General features: G+C 45.2%; 18 protein-coding genes and 1 pseudogene. 8 read left to right on the top strand and 11 right to left on the bottom strand.

Going from position 1 to position 26,780, the window contains the following annotated elements; translation table 11 throughout:
* Positions 1 to 188: 188 nt before the first annotated feature.
* Positions 189 to 677: a hypothetical protein gene (locus F6K63_RS07095; RefSeq protein WP_008188262.1), complete on the top strand. Its 489-nt coding sequence runs from the start codon at positions 189 to 191 to the stop codon at positions 675 to 677.
* Positions 678 to 4,292, top strand: a complete 3,615-nt coding sequence (locus tag F6K63_RS07090) for an NB-ARC domain-containing protein (protein ID WP_287311434.1) — start codon at positions 678 to 680, stop codon at positions 4,290 to 4,292.
* An 83-nt stretch (positions 4,293 to 4,375) separates the two neighbouring features.
* On the opposite strand, the gene F6K63_RS07085 is transcribed toward F6K63_RS07090, so the two are convergent.
* From F6K63_RS07085 to F6K63_RS07075, 3 genes and pseudogenes are all read right to left on the bottom strand, one after another.
* A complete protein-coding gene (locus F6K63_RS07085) occupies positions 4,376 to 4,657 on the bottom strand; it encodes a type II toxin-antitoxin system VapC family toxin (protein ID WP_353812975.1) in 282 nt (93 codons plus the stop codon).
* A 363-nt stretch (positions 4,658 to 5,020) separates the two neighbouring features.
* Positions 5,021 to 5,419 (bottom strand): annotated as a pseudogene (locus tag F6K63_RS07080) (alpha/beta fold hydrolase); the annotation flags it as partial.
* Positions 5,420 to 5,510: 91 nt separating this feature from the next.
* Positions 5,511 to 6,113 carry a pyridoxamine 5'-phosphate oxidase family protein gene (locus F6K63_RS07075; RefSeq protein ID WP_008179410.1) on the bottom strand — a complete coding sequence of 201 codons (603 nt, stop codon included), beginning with the start codon at positions 6,111 to 6,113 and terminating at the stop codon, positions 5,511 to 5,513.
* Between the two features lie 227 nt (positions 6,114 to 6,340).
* Between F6K63_RS07075 and F6K63_RS07070 the strand changes: the two genes are divergently transcribed.
* Positions 6,341 to 6,919 (top strand): TetR/AcrR family transcriptional regulator, encoded by a 579-nt coding sequence (locus F6K63_RS07070; protein ID WP_287311429.1) that lies wholly within the window; start codon positions 6,341 to 6,343, stop codon positions 6,917 to 6,919.
* 172 nt (positions 6,920 to 7,091) lie between these two features.
* Here the strand turns inward: F6K63_RS07070 and F6K63_RS07065 are convergent, their stop codons facing one another.
* The 5 genes from F6K63_RS07065 to F6K63_RS07045 all read right to left on the bottom strand — a co-directional run bounded on the left by F6K63_RS07065 (position 7,092) and on the right by F6K63_RS07045 (position 10,785).
* On the bottom strand, positions 7,092 to 7,430 hold the full coding sequence (locus F6K63_RS07065) for a hypothetical protein (RefSeq protein WP_008179415.1): 339 nt from the start codon (positions 7,428 to 7,430) through the stop codon (positions 7,092 to 7,094).
* A 342-nt stretch (positions 7,431 to 7,772) separates the two neighbouring features.
* The gene (locus F6K63_RS07060; protein ID WP_008179418.1) at positions 7,773 to 8,087 is read right to left on the bottom strand and encodes a TMEM14 family protein; all 315 of its coding nucleotides are present in this window, start codon (positions 8,085 to 8,087) and stop codon (positions 7,773 to 7,775) included.
* A gap of 315 nt (positions 8,088 to 8,402) precedes the next feature.
* Entirely contained in the window at positions 8,403 to 8,528 is a 126-nt protein-coding gene (locus tag F6K63_RS07055) for a hypothetical protein (protein ID WP_267875558.1), read from the bottom strand.
* A 38-nt stretch (positions 8,529 to 8,566) separates the two neighbouring features.
* A complete protein-coding gene (gene ureC / locus F6K63_RS07050; protein ID WP_044492188.1) occupies positions 8,567 to 10,285 on the bottom strand; it encodes an urease subunit alpha in 1,719 nt (572 codons plus the stop codon).
* Between the two features lie 182 nt (positions 10,286 to 10,467).
* The gene (locus F6K63_RS07045; RefSeq protein WP_287247895.1) at positions 10,468 to 10,785 is read right to left on the bottom strand and encodes an urease subunit beta; all 318 of its coding nucleotides are present in this window, start codon (positions 10,783 to 10,785) and stop codon (positions 10,468 to 10,470) included.
* Between the two features lie 824 nt (positions 10,786 to 11,609).
* On the opposite strand from F6K63_RS07045, the gene F6K63_RS07040 reads away from it, so the two are divergent.
* Positions 11,610 to 11,783 carry a hypothetical protein gene (locus tag F6K63_RS07040; RefSeq protein WP_154659670.1) on the top strand — a complete coding sequence of 58 codons (174 nt, stop codon included), beginning with the start codon at positions 11,610 to 11,612 and terminating at the stop codon, positions 11,781 to 11,783.
* Positions 11,784 to 11,838: 55 nt separating this feature from the next.
* Here F6K63_RS07040 and ureA read toward each other — a convergent pair whose 3' ends face one another.
* Together ureA and F6K63_RS07030 are read right to left on the bottom strand one after the other, a co-directional pair.
* Positions 11,839 to 12,141, bottom strand: a complete 303-nt coding sequence (gene ureA, locus F6K63_RS07035; protein ID WP_008179425.1) for an urease subunit gamma — start codon at positions 12,139 to 12,141, stop codon at positions 11,839 to 11,841.
* A 33-nt stretch (positions 12,142 to 12,174) separates the two neighbouring features.
* The gene (locus tag F6K63_RS07030) at positions 12,175 to 13,230 is read right to left on the bottom strand and encodes an urease accessory protein UreD (RefSeq protein ID WP_287311427.1); all 1,056 of its coding nucleotides are present in this window, start codon (positions 13,228 to 13,230) and stop codon (positions 12,175 to 12,177) included.
* Here F6K63_RS07030 and F6K63_RS07025 point away from each other — a divergent pair.
* Positions 13,209 to 13,430: a hypothetical protein gene (locus F6K63_RS07025; RefSeq protein WP_287311425.1), complete on the top strand. Its 222-nt coding sequence runs from the start codon at positions 13,209 to 13,211 to the stop codon at positions 13,428 to 13,430. The genes F6K63_RS07030 and F6K63_RS07025 overlap by 22 nt on opposite strands.
* A gap of 374 nt (positions 13,431 to 13,804) precedes the next feature.
* Here the strand turns inward: F6K63_RS07025 and F6K63_RS07020 are convergent, their stop codons facing one another.
* Positions 13,805 to 15,217: a hypothetical protein gene (locus F6K63_RS07020; protein ID WP_287311423.1), complete on the bottom strand. Its 1,413-nt coding sequence runs from the start codon at positions 15,215 to 15,217 to the stop codon at positions 13,805 to 13,807.
* A gap of 714 nt (positions 15,218 to 15,931) precedes the next feature.
* Between F6K63_RS07020 and F6K63_RS07015 the strand changes: the two genes are divergently transcribed.
* The 3 genes from F6K63_RS07015 to F6K63_RS07005 all read left to right on the top strand — a co-directional run bounded on the left by F6K63_RS07015 (position 15,932) and on the right by F6K63_RS07005 (position 26,677).
* Entirely contained in the window at positions 15,932 to 16,966 is a 1,035-nt protein-coding gene (locus tag F6K63_RS07015; RefSeq protein ID WP_071103309.1) for a hypothetical protein, read from the top strand.
* 424 nt (positions 16,967 to 17,390) lie between these two features.
* Complete coding sequence (locus F6K63_RS07010; protein WP_287311419.1) at positions 17,391 to 19,793, top strand: AMP-binding protein; 2,403 nt, start codon at positions 17,391 to 17,393, stop codon at positions 19,791 to 19,793.
* Between the two features lie 11 nt (positions 19,794 to 19,804).
* The gene (locus tag F6K63_RS07005) at positions 19,805 to 26,677 is read left to right on the top strand and encodes a type I polyketide synthase (protein ID WP_287311417.1); all 6,873 of its coding nucleotides are present in this window, start codon (positions 19,805 to 19,807) and stop codon (positions 26,675 to 26,677) included.
* Positions 26,678 to 26,780: the final 103 nt, after the last annotated feature.

The following is a 26,780-nucleotide window of genomic DNA, read 5'->3' as shown; positions in this document are numbered from 1 at the left end:
TTAGTAGGCACTGCCCACCAAAGAATTAATCACAATAGAATATTGATGTAGGGTGGGCAGTGCCAAAGATAGATAACAGCAGCTGGCGATAGCATTAGTAGGCACTGCCCACCCTACTAACTACTAACTAACTCACCCAATTTAAAAATACTATAATAAACCAAGACTCTGAATAATCTCCTTCAAAAATGGAACCATTAGCTGCTGCCGTTGTCGCTATTTCTACTGTGCTAGCCACTAAAGCCCTAGAAAAAACTGGGGAAAATGTCGGGCAAGTTGTCTGGGACCAGACTAACCAGTTTGTGGAATCCCTCAGAAACCAGTCTCCAGATACGGTAATGGCTATCGAGCAAGCCCCAGAGCAACCACTTGATTATGCTGAAGTGGTATTGGAGCTAGAGGCAGCAGCGAAGCAAAATCCCGAAGTTGCCCAAAGTATGGAGCGTTTGGTGACTACTGTTGATGCTGAAACTTTGCCTAACTTAGAGGAAATTCTTGAAAAGATTACCAAAGCCTTGGAATCCCAACAGGCTAAGCGTGACAATTACAACATTGAGAAAGTAGATAACCAGGGTAACTTCGTCCAAGGGAAGAGTATTAATCAAGATAATACTAATATTGGAGGAAGCCAAAATATTATTAAAGGCGACCAAACTATTAATTATAATAATACTTGAGTGGAGTCGCCTGGGAGGCAGGTTAACCAAACTCGACCAAATCAAGCACCACCACGACCTCTGTATTATGTCGAACGCCGGGAAGTAAGCCAAGAACTAAAACAAAAGCTTTTATCCCAAGAAACTGCTAAAGCTGGCACCTTAGTGGTTAGTGCGATCTATGGCTTGGGAGGAATTGGGAAATCCACCTTAGCTGCAGCTTTAGCCCATGATCCAGAGGTTCAATCCCATTTTCCAGATGGAATTTTTTGGGCAACCTTAGGTCAGCAACCTGATATTTTATCGTTTCTAAGTACGTGGATACAGGCATTAAAAGATTATGACTTCAAACCGATTAATATTGATAGCGCTTCGTTACAATTAAGAACATTATTATCCGATAAAAAAGCCTTGTTAGTCGTGGATGATGTTTGGCATCCTGACCATGTTGAACCCTTTCGAGTGGCTGGGGATGGCTGTCGGGTTTTAGTCACTACCAGAGAAGCTCCGGTTAAAGGTGCGATTCGCTATGATTTAGATGTGATGACTCTAAATCAATCCTTGGAGTTATTAACGTCTTGTTTCAACAATGAGTTAACTAATCAAGAACTCGACTATGCTAAAACCTTAGCCAAAACCGTCGGCTACTTACCCCTAGCCTTAGAATTAGCTGCTGCCCAAGTTAGGGATGGATTCTGTTGGGAAGAGTTACTGGATGAGTTACAAGCAGAAATTGCTGATTTAGAAGCCTTGGATCGATTAGAAGCAGAGGAAGAGCCAAGTGACGCTAAGCGCAAAAACTACAGTCTAGTGGCTTCCTTTAATCTCAGTTTAAAGCGATTATCCCCCGAGAGATTGAAACAATTTGCTTGGTTAGGGGTACTGCCGGAGGATGTCACCATTACTGAAACCATGGCGACTACGTTATGGAACTGTAATTCATTTAAAGCTAAAAAGACTTTACGATACTTACGACAAAAAGCGTTATTACTACCAGGGGTCTCTAGTACCCAAAAAACTAACTATCGCCTCCATGACCTGTTACATGATTTAGCCCGTAATCTGCTGCAACCAGAGCTAACATTATCAATCCCCGAAGCCCATCAGCAATTATTAGAACGTTATCAAACTAAGACCGAAAAGGGATTATGGCATACCTTACCCGATGATGGTTACATCTATAGCCACTTAACCTGGCACCTAGAGAAAGCTGAAAAGATAGATCAAATTCATCAACTCCTGAAAGAAGAAACGCCAGCAGGAGATAACGGTTGGTATTGGCAGTGTGAGAGAGAGGGAAAAACTGCCAATTTTGTAAAGGATGTATCGAGAGCTTGGGCAATAGCAGTAGCCAATTTTACAGAAAATCCCACAGAATCGATTAGTCTACAATGTCGCTATGCTCTGATTACCACATCCCTCAACAGCTTGGCTGGAAATATTCCTCCAGAGTTAATGGCAGCATTAGTTGAGAAAGAAATCTGGACGGCAGCTCAAGCACTGGCTTATGTGCGACAGATTAAAGATTATGAACGTCAAGTAAACCGTTTGGGAGCAATTAGTGAGTATCTTCCCGCTTCTTTATTACCGGAAGCCTTAGATTGGGTCAGAGGGATTTCCGATGAAAAATACCGAGCCAATGCCTTAGTCGCCTTAGCCCACTTACCGGATGTATTGTTACCCAAAGCCTTAGATTGCGCCAGAGGGATTTCCGATGAAAAATACCGAGCTATTGCCTTAGTCGCCTTAGCCCCCCACTTACCCGATGTGTTACCAGAAGCCTTAGATTGCGCCAAAGGGATTGAGTCTGAATACTCCCGAGCCGATGCCTTAGGTGCCTTAGCCGCCCACTTACCGGAACTGTTACCGGAAGCTTTAGATTGGGCCAGAGGGATTTCGAATGAATACTTCCAAGCCCATGCCTTAGGTGCCTTAGCCCCCCACTTAAGCGATCTGTTGTTACCCAAAGCCTTAGATTGCGCCAAAGGAATTGAGTCTGAACACTCCCGAGCCGATGCCTTAATTGCCTTAGCCCCCCACTTACCCGAAACGTTGTTACCCCAAGCCTTAGATTGCGCCAGAGGAATTGACCATGAATACGAACGAGCCAAAGCCTTAGTGGCCTTAGCCCCTCACTTACCTGATGTGTTACCCAAAGCCTTAGATTGCGCCAGAGGGATTGACCATGAATACTCCCGAGCATTAGCCTTAGTGGCCTTAGCCCCCCACTTCCCGGAAGTGTTACCCCAAGCCTTAGATTGCGCCAGAGGGATTTGGGATGAAGAACACCGAGCCGATGTCTTAGAAGCCTTAGCCCCCCACTTACCGGAAGAGTTGTTACACCAAGCCTTAGATTGCGCCAGAGGGATTTCCCATGAAAGATACCGAGCATTAGCCTTAGTGGCCTTAGTCCCCCACTTACCGGAAGAGTTGTTACCTCAAGCTTTAGATTGCGCCAGAGGGATTTCCCATGAAAGATACCGAGCATTAGCCTTAGTGGCCTTAGTCCCCCACTTCCCTGATGTGTTACCTCAAGCCTTAGATTGCGCCACAGGGATTTGGGATGAAGAACACCGAGCCGATGCCTTAGTGGCCTTAGCCCCCCACTTCCCTGATTTGTTACCTCAAGTCTTAGATTGCGCTAGAGGGCTTGACCATGAATACTCCCGAGCATTAGCCTTAGTGGCCTTAGCCCCCCACTTCCCTGATTTGTTACCTCAAGCCTTAGATTGCGCCACAGGGATTTCCCATGAATACTCCCGAGCAAAAGCCTTAGTCGCCTTAGCTCCCTACTTACCCGATCTGTTACCTCAAGCCTTAGATTGCGCCATAGGGCTTGACCATGAATTCCACCGAGCATTAGCCTTAGGAGACTTAGCCCCCCACTTCCCTGATTTGTTACCTCAAGCCTTAGATTGCGCCACAGGGATTTCCGATGAATACAACCGAGTCAGAGCCTTAGTGGCCTTAGCCCCTCACTTACCCGAGGTGTTACCCCAAGCCTTAGATTGCGCCATAGGGCTTGACCATGAATACTCCCGAGCCCATGCCTTAGTGGCCTTAGCCCCTCACTTACCCGATGTGTTACCTCAAGCCTTAGATTGCGCCATAGGGCTTGACCATGAATTCCACCGAGCATTAGCCTTAGGAGACTTAGCCCCCCACTTACCCGATGTGTTGTTACCCCAAGCCTTAGATTGCGCCAGAGGGCTTTCCGATCAATTCCACCGAGCATTAGCCTTAGGAGCCTTAGCCCCCCACTTACCCGATGTGTTGTTACCCCAAGCCTTAGATTGCGCCATAGGGATTTCCGATCAATTCCACCGAGCCGATGCCTTAGTGGCCTTAGCCCCCCACTTCCCGGATCTGTTGCCAGAAGCCTTAGATTGCGCCAGAGGGCTTTCCCATGAATACTACCGAGCCAGTGCCTTACAGGGCTTAATTAAGAGATTAACTCCTTCGTCAGTTGATTTTCCTTTTTGGCAAAAAATTCTTGATGCTTTAGCTAGTCTAACCCGTCCCAATTTTCTTAGAGCTCTTCCTGAATTAGCTCCTTTAATTATCAAGTTTGGGGGTATTGAAGCCCTAAGAGAAACGGTGGCAGCGGTTGATGATGTTAGTCGATGGTGGAAGTAAATAAGAGGGAGCAGGGAGCAGGGAGCAGGGAGCAGATAAGAGGCAAGAGGCAAGAGGCAAGAGGCAATAGTTTTCCATCAACGTTATGGATATTTCAATAGATTGAGTTCTGATATAAAGCGATAATCTCGTTGATTTTTACTGAGTAGAGGAATTTGATTTTCAATAGCGGTAGCAGCAATTAGAGCGTCTGGGATTAGGAGTCCATGACTGAGATAGTAGCTACCCATCAACTGTTCTGCTTTGAGGGATATCTGAGCATTGAGTTGAATGATAGAAAACTGTCTGAGGAATTTATCCAAAGAGTCTAATTCTTGTTTATTTCGGCAACCAACAATTAATTCTAGTTTAGTAATAATACTGATTTGAAATAGAGATGTTTTAGATTCTCTTACCAGGCGTTCTTTAGCAAGTGAGCTGGGGGGGCGACAAGCGCCCCGTAAACCTTGATATATATTAAATTGAGCGAATTATGGTAAAAAAAGATAGGTCAGAAATTGTCAAGACGACCTATCAAGTTAGAATGATACCAGAATTATACCATCCTAGCTCTTTCAATATCCATTGTTCCATATTTGTGATAATAGATGCCAGAGGCGATTCTAGCAAGAACACACACTTGACTCTTTTTGTCAAGTTTTATGTTAAGAAAGATGTTTATAAAGCATAGCTTAAAAAAGGGGGGAGCCATACTCAAAGTCCCCCTTTTTTAAGGGGGATTTAGGGGGATCTCCGAGTTTGAAGACACGCCCTAGCACTTTGTTGGGATATTTGCTAGCTAGACGGTAGCCTACTGGTGCGCCATAGTCCATCACATAGAGAAAGTATTGTTGTAAATCTAATTTAATAGTCAACTTTTCGACGATATCTGCCAACTTATCAAAGCTATATTCAAATTCATCAACCTTCGGCATGGAACTAGCACCAAAACCAGGATAATCTGGGGCAATCAGGTGGAATTCGTCTGCAAGGGCGGGAATTAGATTTCGGAACATGTGGGAGGAAGTAGGAAATCCATGTAACAAGAGGATGGTAGGGGCGTTTTTGGAGCCAGCTTCCCGATAGAAAATATCAAGTCCATGGCCAAAAGGCCACGCTACGCGAACAATCTTAATAGTTTTGTGCATTGTGGTGTTTAGGTTAGTCATGATGATTACGTTCCTTGGTGATAATTGATTTAGTTTTTACAGTTCAAACTAGATGAGGAGAGCTTCAATTTTAGGGAGAAAGTTGAGCTAGTTGTTTCTCTAACTCTTGAATGCGAGCTTCTAGGGAAGCTTTCATTTGGGCAAATTCTTCTTCTGAATAACGAATCGGGATATGTTGGGGACAATTCCAGTCAAATGCCTCAACTTTAATTATGAATACTCGTCCCAATTCCGCCTGATAATTAGGATCGGCTAATTGATTGAGCAGTTGTGGGTCGTTATCAATAACTTGAGCCCTTCCCCAAATCTTTAATCGGCGACGGTGAGCGTAATCCATCAAAAATAGAAAAACGCGATCGCTTTCAGACAAGTTACCGACACTGATGTATTGCAGATTTCCTTGAAAATCTACAAAACCCAAGGTTTTATCATCCAGAACTTTGAGGAATCCTTTGGGCCCTCCACGAAACTGGATGTAAGGCCAACCGTTACTGTTGACCGTACCCATATAGAAACTATCCCGTGCAGCGATAAATTCTGTTTCTTTAGCAGTCAGAGTATCTGTGCTGATGCCTCGTTTGGCGAATTGGTCATAAATTTCCCGAGAGCCGTAGCGGGTTTGAGCGTTTTTGACTCCAGGGGTAAAAGCAATATTGGTAAATTGTCGTGCCATCAGAAATCCCCTTATTTATCTAGACCGTTATTTATGTAAGCTGTATTTATGTAGACCGGTCTGTATATTTTAAGATAAATAGACAGGTCTGTATAAAGTCAAGGATTTTCCGCTGATTTTTTTGTAAAGTTTTGTTAAGCAGTGCCCGATAGTCACAGGACACTGAGGAGGGGAAAGTGTTAGGCTAAAATATACCGACTTGTCTATACAAATCGGATTCAGTAACCATGACCAAATTGACTTCATCTCGTAAACCAGTTCGCGATCGCATTTTAGAGAAAGCCTCTGAGCTCTTTTACAAAGAGGGTATTCAGAATGTGGGGATTGATCGCATCATTTCCGAGTCTGGTGTGGCCAAGATGTCACTTTACAACCACTTCAAATCGAAGGATGCTCTGATTGAAGCATTCCTACGACAGCGGGGCGAGTCCTGGCGTGCCTGGTTTATAGAAACTGTTGCCCAACATAGTTCAGATCCCAAAGAGCGTCTATTAGCAATCTTTGATGTGCTTCAATTATGGTTTGAGGCTCCAGATTTTCGGGGCTGTGCTTTCATTAACGCTACTGTAGAGTTGGCAAAGCCCAACCACCCAGGTTATCAGGCGGCTTTGGAGCACCAACAAGCGGTTTATTCCTATATTCTGGATCTGGCTCAGGCTACAGGCATTACTGATCCTGAATTATTGGCTCGACAGTTTTTACTGCTTGTGCAAGGCTCAATTGTTGTAGCGATGATGGAGGGGAACTCCATAGCAGCAGCACAAGGGAAAACCGTTGCTTCAGGATTATTAGGGAGAAGGGAGTAGGGAAGTCAGAAGAGGGAATAGGGAAATGCGATCGCACTGGTTTGTGGACGGTTGAGGGTCAATCAAAAAACCGTTGCGTCAATGGTGTAGATTAAATCAAGATCAACTATGACCAAGTCAACTATCGAGTTGTCGCTTTTTTCCCCGCGCCAAGCACGGGGGTTTTCAGCTTTCAAGAACTCTTCATAAATATGAAAGAGAAGATGGAAATTAGGACAACACCAATAACGAGATTCTCGACAGGTAGGGTAGATTGAGGGTTTTCAAGAAAATTGACTGTCGGTCTGACCACATTTTCCAGATTTATGGGATTGTTAAACTGGACTTCTTGGAAATAAGAATAACTAGGCTCATAACTAGGCTCTTGGGGATTGATGAACACTAGAGAAACAGTTTGAGCCATCGGACTCACTTCGGCTAATTCTTCAAAAACCAAGTTACGGGTGCCGTTAGCAGTCCTGGCGATGGCTGGACTGGTTGAGTTATAATAGATATCTGTGGTGAGAGACACTTGACTAATAAGTAGTACTATAACTAAGGTTACAGGTAAAGCACCGCCTAGGCTATAGGGGTTTCTAGTCCAATCATACCATTAATAGATAAGATTAATAGATACGATTTATACTGAACAACTAAGACAGGAATAAAACTAAGCTCAAAGGAAGTTCAGGGGCTAAGACTGTTGGCATTTTGCCCTTCTCAGCACGAGACCGATATACACCGATATACACAGATACCGGATAGACTCAGAGAACGTCTATCGGTTAGTTTATCCGGTATCTGTATGTAAAAACCCATGGTGTGCTTTTCTGGTTGATCAAATGCATTCAGGGGGGACTATCCAAGCATGGTTTTAAGCCATAGCTGGATAAAGCATCACCCCTAGAGACACCACACCAGCAATGATCATGAGTCCAGCTGGCATAAACTTGCGAGTTTTAGCGAGCCGGATCGCAAAGACAATCACCAGTGCAGCTGCTACGGCTATCCCTAAGGTTTGTGCCCAGGGTTGTTCTTGAAGCTGCATTATTCCAGCAAATATTAGCAATAAACCGCTAATTACACCAGAAATGAGAGATATTTTGCTTTTGGCTTTAGCATAGCCCATGATTCCCCCAATCAGGGCTAAGATGCCGTATAAGAGTACTGCTGCAATACTTAGATTCATCATTAAATTTTTTGTCAAACTGAACTCAGTTATACCTCTAGCTCGATACTTCTTTGGTCAAGTCAGCAGAAAACTTAACATTAGGGAGTAGGGAGTAGGGAGTAGGGAGTAGGGAGATTGGATGCAGTCATTAATCGTAGGGTGGGCAGTGCCTAGCAACGGGATTGGCAAGCTTGGTCAATCTGTCTGATCCACTGCCCACCCTACATGAACCAAGCTGATTGAGACTGGTGCCAGATGTCAGGAGTAGGGAGATTGGATGCAGTCATTAATCGTAGGGTGGGCAGTGCCTAGCAACGGGATTGGCAAGCTTGGTCAATCTGTCTGATCCACTGCCCACCCTACATGAACTTGGTGAGGTACATTTTTAATTTTAGGCAAGAGGCAAGAGGCAAGAGGCAAGAGGCAAAAGGCAACATAAAAAAATATTGTGTACCTCATTAATATGAGAAATGCTCTAGTGATTGACTAGCAACTAATCAAAATAAGAAGTAACGCTGTGCCATGGGTAAAACCGTTGCGGGCTCGCATGTTAATAATTCCCCATCAGCTCTGACTTCATAAGTTTCTGGATTGACCTCAATCTGTGGCAAGGCGTCGTTGAGTTTCATGTCGGTCTTGCTCAAGTTGCGGGTGTTGGAAACGGCAACAGCGGATTTTTGTAAGCCAATTTGAGCTGGGATGTCTTGGTCTAAGGCAGCTTGGGACACAAAGGTAACGGATGTGGCTGCGATCGCACCACCAAAACTACCAAACATCGGACGCATATGAATCGGCTGGGGTGTGGGAATACTAGCATTGGCATCACCCATTTGGGACCATGCGATCGCACCACCTTTAATCACTATCTCTGGCTTGACTCCAAACATGGCTGGACGCCACAGACACAAATCCGCTAGCTTCCCTTCTGCGATGGAACCGACATAATTAGCAATTCCGTGAGCGATCGCAGGATTAATCGTATACTTGGCAACGTAACGCTTGGCTCGGAAATTGTCGTTTTCCCCAGTTTCCCCAGTAGTGGTGGATAACACTCCCCGTTGCACTTTCATTTTGTGGGCTGTCTGCCAGGTACGGATAATCACTTCACCCACCCGTCCCATGGCTTGAGAATCAGAGGCAATCATACTAAAAGCCCCTAAATCATGAAGGATATCCTCGGCAGCAATAGTTTCCCGACGAATCCGGGACTCAGCGAAGGCCACATCTTCAGGAATGCCCCGGTCTAGGTGATGGCACACCATGAGCATATCGAGATGTTCTTCTAGGGTATTAACGGTATAGGGACGGGTAGGATTGGTAGAAGAGGGCAATACATTAGCTTCACTACAGACTTTAATAATATCTGGAGCATGACCTCCCCCTGCTCCTTCGGTGTGGTAGGTGTGAATGACTCGGTTTTTGAAGGCAGCAATGGTATTTTCCACAAACCCAGCTTCATTTAGGGTATCGGTATGAATTGCCACCTGGACATCAAACTGATCCGCCACACTTAAACAGGTATCAATAGCGGCTGGAGTAGTGCCCCAGTCTTCGTGCAGCTTCAATCCCATCGCACCCGCTATCACTTGTTCCTGTAATCCTTCGGGTTTGGCACTATTGCCTTTCCCTAAAAACCCTAGATTCACAGGAAATGCATCCGCAGCTTGCAGCATCCGGTGAATATTCCAAGCACCAGGAGTACAGGTTGTGGCGTTAGTGCCAGTGGCTGGACCTGTACCACCGCCGATCATAGTAGTGATACCAGATGCGATCGCAGTTTCAATCTGTTGGGGACAAATAAAGTGAATGTGAGCATCAATCCCCCCTGCTGTGACAATCATGCCTTCCCCAGCAACTGCTTCGGTGCTAGGACCAATAATAATAGTGACATTGTCCTGGATGTAGGGATTTCCAGCTTTGCCAATGTTAACTATTTTGCCATCTTTAATACCAATATCGGCTTTAACAATACCCCACCAATCCAGGATTAGGGCGTTAGTGATCACCAAATCCACAGCACCCTCGGCGCGGGAGATGGGGGATTGTCCCATCCCATCTCTAATCACTTTACCACCACCGAATTTAACTTCATCACCATAGGTGGTGTAGTCCTGTTCCACTTCGATCACTAGTTCTGTATCAGCCAAGCGGATGCGATCGCCTACGGTAGGACCATAAGTTTCGGCGTAGGCACGACGATCCATACGATAACTCATCAACAACTCCTTGATTAAGGGTAATAGGTAATGGGTAATGGGTAATAGGTAATGGGTAATGGGTAATGGGTAATGGGTAATGGGTAATGGGGAATTTTATCCCCTCGGCCAAACTCTGGGATTACCTCTGGGTAGCGCTTGCTTTAGAAAAAAAATAGTAACTGTATATCAAGTTGACAATATCAAGTTGACCGATCAAGTTGACCATTAATTTTGCCATTGAAGCCGTACACCTGACGACTACCAACAAGAGTGACTAATTCCACCTCTCGTTCGTCTCCCGGTTCAAAGCGGATAGCGGTGCCAGCTGGAATATTTAAGCGCATGCCTTTAGTAGCTTCCCGGTCAAATTTGAGAGCTTCGTTGACTTCAAAGAAGTGAAAATGAGACCCTACTTGAATAGGGCGATCGCCTGTATTAGCTACCCGTACTCTGATGGTGGCACGACCAGCATTGAGTTCTATTTCCCCTGTTTGGGGAATGATTTCGCCTGGAATCACTAACTAACTCCTTAAACCCTGACTAGCTTTTCATTATCTGGTGAATTAGTTGATTATCTCGTGAATTAGATTTTTTTGTAGCCTTAACTTACACACTGAAGTATATAGGAAGTGGAGTTTAGTTTTTTTTTAAGGTTCTAGGCTCTAGGCATAAGGGGTCTACATTGAATGGCTCTAGGATTCTGGGGTATGAAGCTGCGCGATCTTAGCACGGAGGCTGTCAACTGCTTTTTTTTGTACCTATTACTTATTACCTATTACTTATTACTTATTACCTACTACTTATTGCTTATCACCTATTACTTATTGCTTATTACCTATTACCCTTACCATATTTTTTTATCTAGCTTATCTTTTCTTTACACAGTCTTTAATCAATTAATCCTGACTTCTCTAGTCTGTTCTGAATAATCGATATAGGTGTTATTGAATTTTTATTTATTAAATATTTGATGGTTATATTTCTACAGTTAATGATTCCTTTTTGGTCAACTCTGACATCTTACATTGCTTTTAAAGCTATACTAATCGCCAAAAATATCCTACTTATGGAAAAATCTTGCTTGATCAGCAGCCGGTTATTCAGAAATTTATTTTGGCAACTATTCGCCATATTAAATTAGTCATGACTACTCTCCCTACTTTTTTGTTTTCCTGTCTGGTGTTTGATTTAATTTTTTTAAAGGTTTTTTAACCATTGTTTCGTGCTTATGGGACTCCCTTCACTAGTTAAATCATGGAAAATCTTAAAATTCCAACTGAATAAAGTTCACCCCAACAACAATAGGATTCTTGAATCAAATGAGCCTAAGTTCAAAGAAATCTTGACGAAACGAATCCAGATTGTTGATAACTGTCTTTATACGATTAATGACTGTATGAATAGCCTGAATAACATCGTAGATCATCAAGGAACTGCACAACTAAGCAGTGAGCAAATCAATGACCTCAGAAACCAACTTATCCATCTCACAGAAGAACTCCGTCAACTCCGGTGAATCCTCTGATGATTTAAGATGAGTTAAACAGTTACTTATCAAGCTTTTTGTGGGATTAACGAATTGGGTCATGTACAGTAACCAGTTTAGTCCCATCGGGAAAGGTTGCTTCTACCTGGACTTCATTCACCATTTCGGGGACTCCTTCCATCACATCATCCCGCGTCAGCAGGGTAGTGCCGTAACTCATTAAATCAGCTACTGGACGTCCTTCCCTTGCACCTTCCAAAATTTCCGCAGAAATGTAGGCAACGGCTTCTGGGTAATTTAGCTTCAACCCCTTTTCCTTGCGTCGTTCTGCCAATAAGGCGGCAGTAAAAATTAGTAGTTTATCCTTTTCTTGGGGTGTCAGTTGCATTGTTTGATCCTGTGGTTAGTAGCAATTTTGATATTACAACGGCCAAACCCGTGGCTTAATAATAGGACGCCCGAATAGATTAACGCGCAACAGTTGCCAAACCTCCGTAAACCAGTGTCTCACCTCCTCAGTTGAACCACCACGATAGCGGCATAATAATCCTGACATCAGCTGAGTTACCCCAGCTTCCCCTACATACTCCCTAGCATTCCAAAGTTCCCTGGCTTGTTCGAGAATCTCTGATGATAGCGCTTCCCCTACCAAAACTAATGTTCCTACCACTGGTTGTCCCGCTAAACCATAAGGACTAGAGAAGGTGGCTTCGCTAGCTGGTAACCATTGTCGGTCAATCCACTGGGGATGTCCTTGCTGCCAAACTTCCGTATGCGATCGCCAATTTCCCTCCACAAACCTTTCTCCTCTAGCACTCCGTCCAAATCGGGTAATTTCCCAGCCTAACCAACGGGCTCCCGGCGCTAATTCTACCCGCAAATCCTGCCGGTAAACTGCACCATTGAATACAATCGTTTCCTGGGGCAACCATTCTAAACAAGCACCAGTCTCTACTTGGATCCGGATGATTTGTCTAGTTTCTGGCTTTTTTAAACTAGCGCTATTGTTTTCTGGATTAGCGCTAGAAATATTTTGTCTAGCTTCTGTTTGGTTTAGACTAGCGCTATTGTTTTCTGGATTAGCGCTAGAAATATTTTGTCTAGCTTCTGTTTGGTTTAGACTAGCGCTATTGTTTTCATTCTTAATGCTATAGTTTCTTAGACTAGCGCTAGAACTTCCCTTACCATAAGCTTTACTAGCAGCAGCAGTGGTGATTAAAGCATGAGTCCCCGATTCAAGGTGGATATCTTGAGATAGCTTGTCCCCTGCTACCATTCCTCCAGCGGTATGAAGTACCACACTGTGACAAACCTCTAGCCCTTCTGGATAAAACGGTCGCTGTACCTTCAAGGGAGCTTTGGCGTAGGTGTGAATAGGTTGAGTTTTTCCATGGGCTAAGGCAAAGCGTAATTCAAGGCTGCCATGCCATCGAGATTGATCACTATCTGTCGGTTGTGGTTGAGAAAGTTGATTCACCAATAGTTAAAGGGCAATGTAGGGTAATTGACCGGGTCGCTTGGGCGTTGCTCAATATCAGAATCATATCAACTATAGTTGAGCAAGTTACTAATTACCAATTACCGATTACCGATTACCAATTACCAATTACCAATTACCAATTACCAATTACCAATTACCAATTACCCTTAAGTCTTCAACAATTTGGCAAGCCTTGATCTGTCACTAATTGCCCGATTGAATCGGTGCCAAACTAATCACAGTACGTTGGTTAACAGGAGAAGTCGGGTCAGTACCAGGTTGGGGTTCAGAGAAACCTAATCCTTCCACAACGAATTGATGGGAGGGCTAGCCACTGTTGACGATTTTCTACAAATATCTTGCAGTATCTTCAAAAATATGTTAGACTTTGATTAAGAATCTAGTGTCATTGAAAACATTCTGGTTCCTTGAATTGAAGCCGAAAACCAAAGCTTTAATGATAGTGGTTGCGTTTTCTATTAAACACAGATTTATGCGCCTTGAGCGGAACAAAACCTATCTTGGCCTTGGGAGATACCCCCTGGCTGCGAGAGCAGCTTGCATTAGTGGGCTAAAATCTGCAAAGTAGATTTTGGTAGCTAAAAAGTATCGGACTTAATTGAAACGAAGCCTTGGCAAACTTGACTTCACCTAAAACTTCTAAGTTAGTTAGGGGCTGGGGGTTTTGTCCCTCTGCCTCTGGCACTTGAGTCCGATTAGGTTCAGATTTTTGTTCTGGTTGCGATTCCTTGGCTTTATCATCTGCCTCAGCCACTTGAGTGGCGGTAGAGTCAGGTTTTTGTTCTGGTTCAGTCACGGTTTTTTCCGGTTCTGATTCCTTAGCTTGATCGGCTTGAGTGTTAGAGGCATCCTCAGGTTGAGCTGCAACTTCCGGCTTTTCCTCAGCTTTAGCTGGTTCTGATGCCTGAGTGTTATTATCTGCCTCAGCTACTTGAGTGGCGGTAGAGTCAGGTTTTTGTTCTGGTTCAGCAAGCGATGCAGCGCGGTCTTGGGGAGGCAGCGCGGTCTTGGGGGTTCCCCCCATGAGCGACTGCCGTGGGTTTCCCCCACTCGCTATTGCATCAAGAACGGTTTTTTCCGGTTGTGATCCCTGAGCTTGATCGGCTTCAGTAGAATCAGCTACCTGAGCTTGAGCCACAACTTCCGACTGATCAGAATCTGTCGGAGGGGTTGTAGCTATACTTTGCTCAGCTGTTGGGGGAATATAGTTAGCGGTAAACAGTTCTGTGGTATTAACAGGAACATCTTTTGCCTTACCCGAAGCTGCCAAAACTCCCGCAGTTTTCCCAATTCTTTTTGCCAAAGTTCCTGATTTCATCCAATCTTTCGCCTCAGCCGCCGTAAAAAACTGCATCCCCTTACCGGCAGTTTCCCCATCCCTGAGATTACCTTTCTCTACCTGGTCGTAGTATGTTTCTACAAAATCTTGGATTTCTTTGGGATTGGATTTCAGGATACGCTCAGAGGCAACTACTACATCTAAGTTGGGTTGATTACCATCTGTTTGCTCTGTTCGGTTCAACAGAGCAACGATTTTGCCGTTAGGCTTGTGAGTCAGGAATTGCTCTAAGGTAGTGCCAATTAGATCAGCTTGTTCTTGACCAAGAGCTGCTGCACGAGCTTCCTGGTCTGACTCTTGAGCATAATTGAAACCAATCCCCCGCTTAACTAGAGCGTCTCGGAAGTTAGCACTACCGAGGATTGAATAACCACGGTCGGTATCCCCTAATCCCTTAAGGTTAAGGTTTGTTTGAGCATCAGCATTCTCGGTTGCATTCTCTGTTGTCGTAGAAGATGTAGTAGAAGAGTTGGCATTTTCTATAGGTGGAGTACTAATACGGTTTAATTGCAAGGAGCGAGAGTTAGAGCTACTTACCCACCAGGCTGCACCGATGAGTAAAGCAAATGCTAACGCTAAGCTCCCTGGGATTATTTTATTGTCGGTAGTTTTCTTTTGATTCATCTTGATGCACCTCTCATACTCTTGCTATGTTGGCTATAACTTACCACCTTTGTTCGCGATTATCTCAGGCTTAATAAAAGTACATGTGGGTGAGTAAATTTTGTACTGGTTTTTAGGGAGTAGGAAATAGGTAACAATAATTTAATTTAGATGTACCTCAGGCTTACTAGGAAACGCTATAGTAGTCTTTTGTAGTCTTTTTTCGATTTTATCTATTTTGGATTATAGCGGTTATAAGTTGATGCTGATTAGACGAGTAAGGGCGCACACTGTAAGCCCTTAAAATTAATTTATGTAATTGAGGTTATAATAATTATTATAAATATTCGTAAATAGATTAAAAAAAATGTAAATTTAAGAAAAAAAACACTAGTGAATGATAGGATAAATTGCCGTAAAAAAGAAATAATTAGTAATGATTATAATAAAATTTTTCCAAGGCTTGAGAAATCCAGTTATGGCGTAAAAATATTCGTGATTAAGTAGGCTATAAGATTACGGAATAGTTGTGCGATAGCATTAAATGCCATTAATAGGTTTACGGTCACACCTGGCTCTCAAAAGTAACGAAACTAATGACTAACGACTAATAACATATACATTTGGTGCATTATGCCAGATAATCAATTCACACTAATCTAGGGGTAGCGTACAGTCTTATAATTTGGAAACCGTGCAATAATCGTGTTTACCGTCACTCGATAATCCTTTCCTATGGTGCAAGTGCCTGACTCTACCGCCGAACTCGCTGCCCTGCTCAACGAACCCATGGATCTGGATTTCCAACTCCCGGATCCAGAGGATGAAGAAATTCAGGAAACCGACTTTGACCAGCTAGTGGATTACGCTTGGCGAGTATGCGATCGCGTTGACCTACAGACCGATATCTGGCGGGGACGGATTCTACGAGTAGTAAGAGACAGGGAGAAAAAAGGGGGTGAAGGAAGGGGAGCTGGATTTTTAAATTGGCTCAAAAGTCGGGAAATCGGCAAGAGTCAGGCTTACTCCCTGATTGAACTGGCTAACAGTGCCGATACTCTGTTAACCGAGGGTCAGCTTAGTCATGATGCCATTAATAACTTCAGTAAACGGGCATTTGTGGAAACAGCTAAGTCGGCTCCCGAAGTCCAGCAGCTGGTGACAGAACGAGCTCAAAAAGGCGATCGCATTACCCGCCGGGAGGTCAAACAGGCATCTGATCAATGGACTGCCATGTCCTCAGAATTACTACCAGAGGAAGTTAAAGAAAAATCCGCTGAAGGGGGTCTCCCATCCAGTTACCTTGCCCCATTGGTTAAAGAGATGGAAAAGCTGCCAGAAATCCACCTGATTCCATTACAAGAGGCAATTGCTACTAACCCAGATGTGGACACTGTTAAACATGTGACCTCAGATGCCCGTTGCTTAGCCAAGTATCTAGATGCATCTGCCCAAGTCCAAGCTATCAATCACACATCCTTGGATATGGAACTGGCTTTAGATGAAGCGCTACGGCTTGAGTGTTTAAACACTGCTGCTGATTTAGTGAAACAAGCCTTGGCACTAGAAAAGACTGTTGGCAAACTCTATACCACCTGGAAGCGTTTAGGTAGTCTGTCAGACCGATTGTATGTCGATACCGGGTCAAGTACTCCCCACTTGCGATTGCTGCTGACCTGTATGGATCGTCTAGCGGGTGACGTGATTGAAGTTCCTTTGGATGAGAGTGGAGAGCAGCTGATTCGGCTGAAAGTCATGACTGAAACGTAAGCTATCAGCAATCAGCTGTCAGCCGTCAGCCGTAACTCAGACCTTACGTTCGCGTAGCGCTGCCTTTGGCCTTAGCTTACCTCTTTTATTCAAAATCACATCAAGTAGCGTGGACACAAGTCCTTGGCGGAATGCTGATAGCGGAATGCTGATAGCGGAATGCTGATAACAGAATGCTGATAGCGGAATGCTGATAGCGGAATGCTGATAGCGGAATGCTGATAGCGGAATGCTGATAGCGGAATGCTGATAGCGGAATGCTTACCTCCAATGACTAAGGGGAATTGGTATTTCATTAAGCTATTGGCCAATAATGCCCATCTTAATAGATAATAAACGATTGTTGTAGTCTAGAAAAAGGCTGAAGAAATCTATCGATCAGGGGATGGGCGACGATTTGGCTGTGAAAATAAGGCGTGCAGGGATGAAAGACAGTTTAGATCAGATGAGCGAGAATATACAAAAATTTTCTACCTTAGTGGACCTGCTACGTTACCGAGCAATACACCAGCCGGATCAGATAATCTATACATTTCTACTGAACGGGGAAACCCCAGACCGCTACCTTACCCATAAACAGTTAGACAACCACGCCCAAGCGATCGCATCCGAGCTTCTACACCAGAACGCTAAAGGGGAGCGAGCGTTGCTACTCTATCCACCCGGTTTAGAGTTTATCACAGCCTTCTTCGGCTGCTTGTATGCGGGAGTGTTAGCCGTTCCCGCTTATCCCCCCCGCTCCAATCAAAATTTGTCCAGGCTAGAGGCAATTGTGGCAGATGCTCAGGCCAAATTTGCCCTCACTACTACCCCTCTATTAGATAAAATAGAGACTCAGCTAGCTGAAAATCCAGCCAACAACCAACTGAACTGGCTGGCTACTGACAATCTGCCTACGCACCAGGAATCCGATTGGCAGCACCCGGACTCTAAGGGTCGCGTCGCGCGTGACCCGCGCGCCAAGACACAACCGCCCGCGCGCCAAACAAGCAACACCCTGGCTTTTCTACAGTACACCTCTGGTTCAACGGGTAAACCCAAAGGAGTGATGGTTAGCCACGGGAATTTGCTATATAACTCAGCTTTGATTAATCAGTGTTTCCAAGATACACCCGAAAGCAGAGGATTATCTTGGTTACCCGCTTACCATGATATGGGACTGATTGGTGGCATCCTACAACCCCTTTATGTTGGTCTTCCCATCATCCTGATGGCTCCAGTAGATTTCCTCCGCAAGCCTTACCGCTGGCTAAAAGCAATTTCAAAATATCAGGTGACTACCAGTGGTGCTCCGAATTTTGCCTATGAGCTGTGTGTGCAGAAAATTACAGCTAAGCAATTAGAAACCCTAGACCTGAGCAGTTGGCAAACGGCCTTTACTGGTGCAGAGCCGGTTCGAGCCTCGACATTAGAGCGATTTGCTCAAAAATTTGCCCCTTGTGGCTTCCGTCGGGAAGCATTTTACCCCTGTTATGGCATGGCAGAAACCACATTATTAGTCACTGGGGGCTTGAAAGACCAACCTCCAGTGGTAAGGGAATTTGAAGGGGAAGCTCTTGAACAAAATCGAGTGGTTCCCGTGCCAGAAAATCATCTCAATCAGTCTAATGGTCAGTCTAATGGTAATGTGCCGACTCGAATCCTGGTCGGGTGTGGGCGGACTTGGTTAAATGAAAAAATTGCGATCGCACACCCCCAATCCCTCACCCAAGTCGAAGCCGGTGCTGTCGGAGAGATTTGGGTAAAAGGGCCAAGCGTTGCTCAAGGCTATTGGAATCAACCAGAGGTGACGGAAAAAACCTTTAATGCCTATCTAGCTGATACCGGTTCAGGACCATGGCTGCGCACTGGTGACTTAGGATTTATCCAGGATGGTGAGTTGTTTGTAACAGGTCGTCTCAAGGATTTAATTATTATCCGGGGTCGCAACCATTATCCCCAAGACATAGAATTGACCGTAGAAACTAGTCATCGGGCCCTTCGGCCTGCCTATGGTGCAGCTTTTTCTGTGGAAGTGGAAGAGGCTGAGCAATTGGTGATTGTCCAAGAAGTCTCCAGGAATTACCTGCGGAAACTAGATGTAGATCAAGTGGTTGAAGCCATCCGCAGTGCCATCTCCCAAGAATACCAGCTTCAAGTCTATGCTGTGTTATTGCTCAAGACCAATAGTATTCCCAAGACATCCAGTGGCAAAGTACAGCGCCATGCTTGTCGAGCTGGATTTCTAAACAATAGCTTGACAGTTGTAGGGCAATCGAGCTTGGCGCAGCAGCCAACCATTGCCCCAACCAAACCAGAAAAAGAACCCACTACTAATACTATCGGCCTTCAGCAAACCCGCCATACACTTCAAAAGTGGATAGTAGATTGGCTAGCGCGAGAAACAAAACTTCCTGCCAGGTCTATTAACATCAGCAAGTCTTTTGCTGATTATGGTCTAGATTCAGTAACAGCAGTCGAACTAGCTAATGATCTCGAAGAATGGTTAGGGGTGCCTCTGTCTCCTACACTGGCTTATGATTATCCCAATATCGAGTCCCTTGGCCAATATCTGGCCACAGTAAGTCAACAAAGCAACTCAAACCAGGGGGACAGCCCAAGAAAAATCGAACCGAGAGTGTCGAGTGCAGGTAGTGAGATGCAACAATTATGGGAGGCACAGTTCCAGAATCTGGATCGGTTCACCTCGACACCCTTTTATCGTTCACCGGTGACGGTTCAATCGATTTCCTCCAGTGGTGATCAAGAGGTAGACCAACTCTTAGCTGAGTTGGAAATGCTTTCAGAAGCACAAATCCAAGAAATTCTGGGAAAACCCATCAAATAGTTCCTAGATCTATGTTTCGATCTATGTTGCCAGTGGATGATATTGCTAAGCGGATTGCCAATCTCTCCCCCGAAAAACTCGCCCTTCTTGAGTTGCAGCTGCAAAAGAGGAAAGGGTTAAAAGAACCTATTGCTATTATCGGGATTGGCTGCCGCTTTCCAGGTGCCTCTTCCCCAAAATCCTTCTGGCAACTCCTCAAAAATGGTGTGGATGCTATTACTGAAGTGCCAGCCGACCGTTGGGATATCCAGAAATTTTACGATGCTGATCCCACAGCACCAGGCAAAATGTATTGCCGTTATGGTGGTTTCCTGGCGCATGTTGATCAATTTGATCCAGAATTCTTTGGCATTGCTCCTCGGGAAGCTACCTATATTGACCCCCAGCAGCGACTACTGTTGGAAGTAATTTGGGAAGCACTAGAGGATGCAGGCCAAGTGCCTAGCCAAATCAGTGGAAGCCAAACGGGGGTCTTTGTTGGCATTTCCACTAATGATTATGGTCAGCTGCTCCTCCAAAGTCCAGAGGTGGTGGATACCTATACCAATACTGGTGTAGCTTCCACTATGGCAGCTAATCGCATTTCCTACCTACTGAATTTAAAAGGGCCAAGTCTAACGGTTGATACCGCTTGCTCCTCATCCCTAGTGGCAATTCATTTGGCTTGTCAGAGTATATGGAATGGTGAGTCAACCCTAGCCCTAGCAGGGGGAGTGAATTTGATGCTAACCCCAGTGGTGACGGTTGGGTTGAGTAAGTTAACGGCTTTATCTCCTGATGGTCGCTGTAAGGCATTTGATTCCCGTGCCAATGGCTTTGTCAGGGGCGAGGGGGCTGGGGTGATAGTAGTAAAGCCCCTATCCAAAGCCCTGATCGATAAAGATCCAATTTATGCTGTGATTCGAGGCAGTGCGGTTAACCAAGATGGGCGCACTAATGGGCTAACGGCTCCTAGTAGAGATGCTCAGGAAGCTGTTCTAGTCTCGGCCTACCAGCAAGCGGGCATTTCACCGTCAGATGTGCAGTATGTAGAAACCCATGGAACCGGAACCCTACTGGGAGACCCGATTGAAGCGATGGCCTTGGGAAATGTCCTAAAACGCGATCGCGAAGCGGTTCTTTTGGAACATCGCTGTGATCATAACTCTGATAACAACTCTGATAACAACTCTGATAACTACGGTGCGTTATCCGGTGCGTTATCCGGTGCGTTATTAACGCACCCTACGAAGCCTGTTGCGATTGGCTCGGTAAAATCTAATATCGGTCATCTAGAGGCAGCAGCTGGTATTGCTAGTTTAATCAAAGTCGCCCTATCCCTCAAGCACCAAGAACTTTTACCCAGCCTCCATTTCCAGGAGCCAAATCCCCACATTCCCTTTGATGAACTGCCCCTGCGAGTACAGCAGCAACGGGAGCCTTGGCCATGGGATGTTATTCCGCCATTTGCTGGTGTAAGTTCTTTCGGTTTTGGAGGAACCAATGCTCATGTGGTGCTACAAGGAGCGCCAGACTTGACAAAAGCGACAAGTAATGATAAAGAAAAAAAATCTCAAGATCAAAACGATCAAGAGCAAAACTATCATCTATTTACCTTGTCTGCCAAAACAGCAACCGCCCTGCAAACCCTAGGAAAGGGATACATAGACTTCATAGCATCTGAGCCATCAAAGACACTAGCAGATATTTGTTTGACCAGCAATAAAGGGCGATCGCATTTTAACTATCGTCTAGCCCTCCTAGTCCAATCCACTGACCAGTTGCAGCAACAACTGACCAAGTTGACACAAAGCGAAACGATTTCGGATAAAATAGCACAAAATAGCCCTACTCCCCCCGAAATCGTTTTCCTCTTTACCGGTCAAGGCTCTCAGTATAGTGGTATGGGACGGCAACTCTACGAAACCCAACCAATATTTGCCGGCTATCTCGACCAATGCGCCGAAATTCTGCAAACCTATTTAGAACAGCCGTTACTGGATGTGCTGTATGCGGAAATCTTCAGCGACAACAGTGACAACTCAACATTAAATCAAACGGCCTACACCCAACCAGCATTATTTGCTCTAGAATACTCCCTGGCTCAGTTATGGCGGTCTTGGGGCATCGAACCAACCGTGGTTATGGGTCATAGTGTTGGGGAATATGTGGCAGCAACTGTAGCAGGAGTCTTTAGCTTAGAAGATGGGCTAAAGCTGATTGCCCAAAGAGCGCGTTTGATGCAACAGTTGCCAGAAGGTGGTGAGATGGCGGTGGTGTTGACCAATGAGCAGCAGGTAACTGAGGCAATTCAAGCCCTATCCGACAAAGTCTCAATCGCTGCCATTAACGGTCCGGAAAATATTGTGATTTCTGGGGAAAGTGAGGCGGTTCAAACCGTGATAGCCCGACTACGCTCTCAAAAGGTCAAATCACTAAAGTTGCCAGTCTCTCATGCCTTCCATTCTGCCCTCATGCAACCAATGGTGGCAGATTTTGCCCAGGTATTATCGGAAATATCCTTACATCCCCCGCAAATAGAGATAATCTCGAATCTAACTGGAAAATTAGCTACTGCCGCGATCGCTACGACCGAGTATTGGTGTGACCATGTCCGTGGGTCCGTTAAATTTTACCAGAGCATGGAAACCCTGTATCAACAGGGTTATCATCTGTGTGTGGAAGTAGGACCGAAGCCTAGCCTATTGGGAATGGGCAAAGCCTGCTTACCGAAAGGAAAGCTCACAGCTATACCAAGTTTGCGCCCAGGAAAACCAGATAGTCAGCAAATGCTGGAAAGTTTGGCAAGCCTATATAAACATGGCGCATCAGTAGACTGGGGAAGATTCCATCAGCATAACCCCGGTCGTCTAGTTTCCCTACCCACTTATCCGTTTGAACGGCAACGGTATTGGCTAGATACCACTTCAGTAAAACAATTATCCCCGATTTCCTATGGTCAACTATCTACTCCATCCTATGGGGATTGGTTGTATGAGATAGCATGGCGACCCAAGGATATAGATGCATCTGATGTATCTACTGATATATCTACATCTAGTACAACTTGGTTGATTTTTGCTGATCAAGGCGGCTTTGGAGAAACATTAGTTCAACAGCTGGAAGAAAAATGCGTTGGCAAAGCCGTTCCAAAGGAACATCGCGTTTTGCTAATTTCCCGTGGTTCAAGCTATGAACAATTACAAGCAAACCATTACCAAATTAACCCAGCGCAACCGCAACAGTTTCAGCGTCTGTTAGCTCAACAAGTCGAATCCCTAACAGCAACATCTGTGATTGTGGTTCATATGTGGAGTTTAGATACTCCCGCAGTGGACGGATTCCAAACATTTCCCCTAGATGTAACCTTAGAAAACGGTTGTGGTAGTGTCTTGCATCTGCTGCAAGCTTTGGTGAAAGCAGAATTAGCTCAATCCCCCCGTCTGTGGTTACTTACCCAAGGAACTCAACCGGTAGGTAAAGAAAAATCCTTACGGATTGCCCAGTCTCCCCTATGGGGTTTAGGTGCAGTTATTGCCCAAGAACATCCGGAACTCTGGGGAGGGATAATAGACCTAGAACCAAGCCAAGACTCAGCACTGAGCACTGAGCAGCACTACCAAGAGCAATCATTAATGGTGCTCAAGCAGATATTACGGCCAGAGGGAGAAAACCAATTGGTTTTGAGGGATGGACAAACCTATGTGCCTCGACTGATTCATCAACAGCAACAGTCCCAACTTGCTAGCTCACCATTGCAGCTAAAACCAGATAGCACCTATTTAATTACTGGTGGTTTGGGGTCACTGGGGTTAAAGGTAGCTGAATGGATGGTAGGCAAGGGCGCAAGGTATTTAGTACTGGTAGGACGAAGCCAACCAAATCCTAGGGCGTCAGAAATAATAAAGAAATTAGAAGAACAAGGTGTGATGGTAGTCCTGGAGCAGGTGGATGTATCCCAGGAAGCACAAGTTAGGGACTGTCTCAACAGAATTCAGGTTTCCCTACCCCCCCTCAAAGGAATTATCCATGGTGCAGGGGTCCTAGAGGATGGGGTGCTGCTGCACCAAGATTGGGCAAAATTTGCCAAGGTGATGAAACCGAAAGTTGAGGGAGCCTGGAATTTACACAGGTTGACTCAGGAGATGGCCCTAGACTTATTTGTACTATTTTCTTCGGCTACTTCTATCCTAGGTACCCCTGGTCAAGGAAACTATTCCGCAGCTAACGGATTTTTAGATAGCCTAAGCCATTATCGACAAGGCCAAGGTAGCCCAGCTTTAAGTATTAATTGGGGACCTTGGGCTGAGATGGGTTTAGCGGCTGGCGTCGGTAAACGGATGACAATGCTGGGCATAGAACCGATTCAAGCACCACAGGGATTACAGATACTCGAACAACTTCTGGCACAAGATGTGGCTCAGGTGGGGGTATTACCGGTGCAGTGGTCAACTTTAAAAGAACGACTACCGGTAGAGTTACCGTTATTCCTATCAGAGGTAATCACAACAGAAACACTACCGCCTCAGGGGGATGGGGAAAACGACAATTCTGGGATTTTTGATCAACTGCTCGCCAGTACAACGGCCCAACGGGAAGAGTTATTAAAAGATTACCTTAAGCAACAGATTGCTAAGGCTTTAGGGATAAGTCGGGAAATCCCAGTAGAGAGCAACCTGATGGATTTGGGTGCTGATTCCTTAATGATTGTAGAGGTACTCAATTCTTGTAAGAAAGACCTGAAGATAACTCTTTATCCTAGGGAGTTTTATGAGCGACCAACGATTACGGCTCTAGCTGAGTACTTGGCTTTGGAGATGGAACGGCTTCATCAGCCCCAGCCAACCCAAACCTCATTGACCACTACTAGTCTCTCAGATATTAAGAATTGGGCTAATCCTTGGGCATGGAATAACAATAGCGAACGCAATTTTACCAAACCCAGCCAGCGCAATCGGAGCATGGTGTTTTTGCTCTGTAGCCCTCGGTCAGGCTCTACGTTACTGCGGGTGATGCTAGCTGGTCATCGGGATTTATTCTGTCCACCAGAATTACACCTATTGCCCTTTGACACTATGGCTGAGCGCAATCAATCCCTAGGTTCAACTCACTTAGGAGAAGGGTTAGCGCGAGCTTTCATGGAAATCATGAACCTAGATGCCGAAGCAAGTACAACACTGGTAGAGGAGATAACGGAGCAAGATTGGTCAATTCAGAAGGTTTATGGCAGGTTACAGGAACTAACGGGTAAACGTACTCTTGTGGATAAGTCTCCTACCTATGCTGGCAGTCTGGAAACCCTAAGGCACGCGGAAGATTTATTTGAAGAAGCGAAGTATATTCATCTGGTACGTCATCCCTATGCTGTAATTGATTCGTTCGTGAAAAATCGGATGGATAAAATCCTTGGTTTTGATGAGGTGGACCCTTATTGGCTAGCAGAGCAAGTTTGGACAACCTGTAACCGTAATATCCTAGACTTCTTCGAGGAAATTGCACCATCTAATCATCATTTAGTGTATTACGAGGAACTAGTCAAGCAACCTGCTTTGGTGATGGCAAAGTTGTGTGAGTTTCTGGGTATTCCTTTTGATGAGGCGGTTTTAGAACCCTATCAAGGTCAGCGGATGACCGATGGCGTTCATCCCCAATCCCTACCGGTAGATGACCCCAATTTCCGCAACCATAACCAAATTGATTCGACTTTGGGAGAAGTTTGGCGGCAAATCCAGTTGCCCCGGCCTTTGGGGAAATTTGCGGAAGAGGTGGCGACACGGTTAGATTATCAATTGCCGTTACTGGTTGAACCTTCAGCCCAACCAGCCAACCTACCCGACTCGAACCCGAAGGGCGAACAACCTTCTAACCTTGGCCAAAAGGCCACGCTACGCGAACAACCTTCTAACCTTCAACCTTCTAACCTTGGCCAAAAGGCCACGCTACGCGAACAACCTTCTAACCTTCAACCTTCTAACCTTGGCCAAAAGGCCACGCTACGCGAAGAACTTGAACCGATGCAAGAGTCTTATCTAGACGTGCGGGGTTTACAGCTGTGTCTGTGTAGTTGGGGACCAGTGGATGGAGATTTAATCCTATGTGTCCATGGTGTTTTAGAACATGGAGCGGCTTGGGAAGAAATTGCCCGTCCCTTAGCAAGTATGGGATATCGAGTCGTTGCACCTGACCAGCGAGGCCATGGACGTTCCCAGCATGTAGGTATGGGAGGGTCTTATCAATTAATTGACTACTTAGGGGATTTAGATGCGATCGCGTTTGGCACGGCAGAGCCGAACCCAAATCCACTGACAGACCAGCCATTTATTCTAGTCGGTCATTCCATGGGGGCTGTAGTTGCTGCCACCTTTGCCAGTGTTAGACCCGAAAAGGTCAAGTCTTTACTATTGCTGGAGCCGGTGCTACCAGGAGAACAGAAGGACGATCAAACCGCTCAAAATATAGCAACCCACTTAGATTATCTGGCATCCCCACCCCAACACCAGGTCTTTGCGGATATCGAAGCTGCTGCTAATCGTCTGCGCCGCTTAACCCCCAACCTCTCTGAAGAATTAGCTTTAAAACATGCTCAGCGACTTACCGAACCTTTTGATGGTGGTGTACGTTGGCGCTGGGATCCAAGACTGCAAATTCGTACGGGAATTGGTTTAAGTGGAACAGGTTTTAATCGGGATAAATACACACAGCTACTGAGTCAAATTAAAGCTCCCACTACCTTAGTTTATGGCAATAATAGCAACTTTAACCGACCCGAAGACCTAGCCTTACAACAAGCTGCAATACCTCACGCTAAAACAGTCAAACTATCAGGAGGACATAACCTCCATGTCGATGCACCAGATGCTATAGTTGCAATTATCGCCGAAAAGCGATTAAACCTGAAAAATTAAAAATTGAAAAGGTAACAAGTAACAGGTAAAAGGTAACAGCTAAATTTAACAATATCCATTACCAACTATAGCATTTTTCATAGCTATGAGGTACACATTATTT

This window comes from Moorena sp. SIO1G6 (assembly GCF_010672795.1).
Classification (GTDB): Bacteria; Cyanobacteriota; Cyanobacteriia; order Cyanobacteriales; family Coleofasciculaceae; genus Moorena; species Moorena producens.
This window is presented reverse-complemented; position numbering and strand designations above follow the sequence as displayed.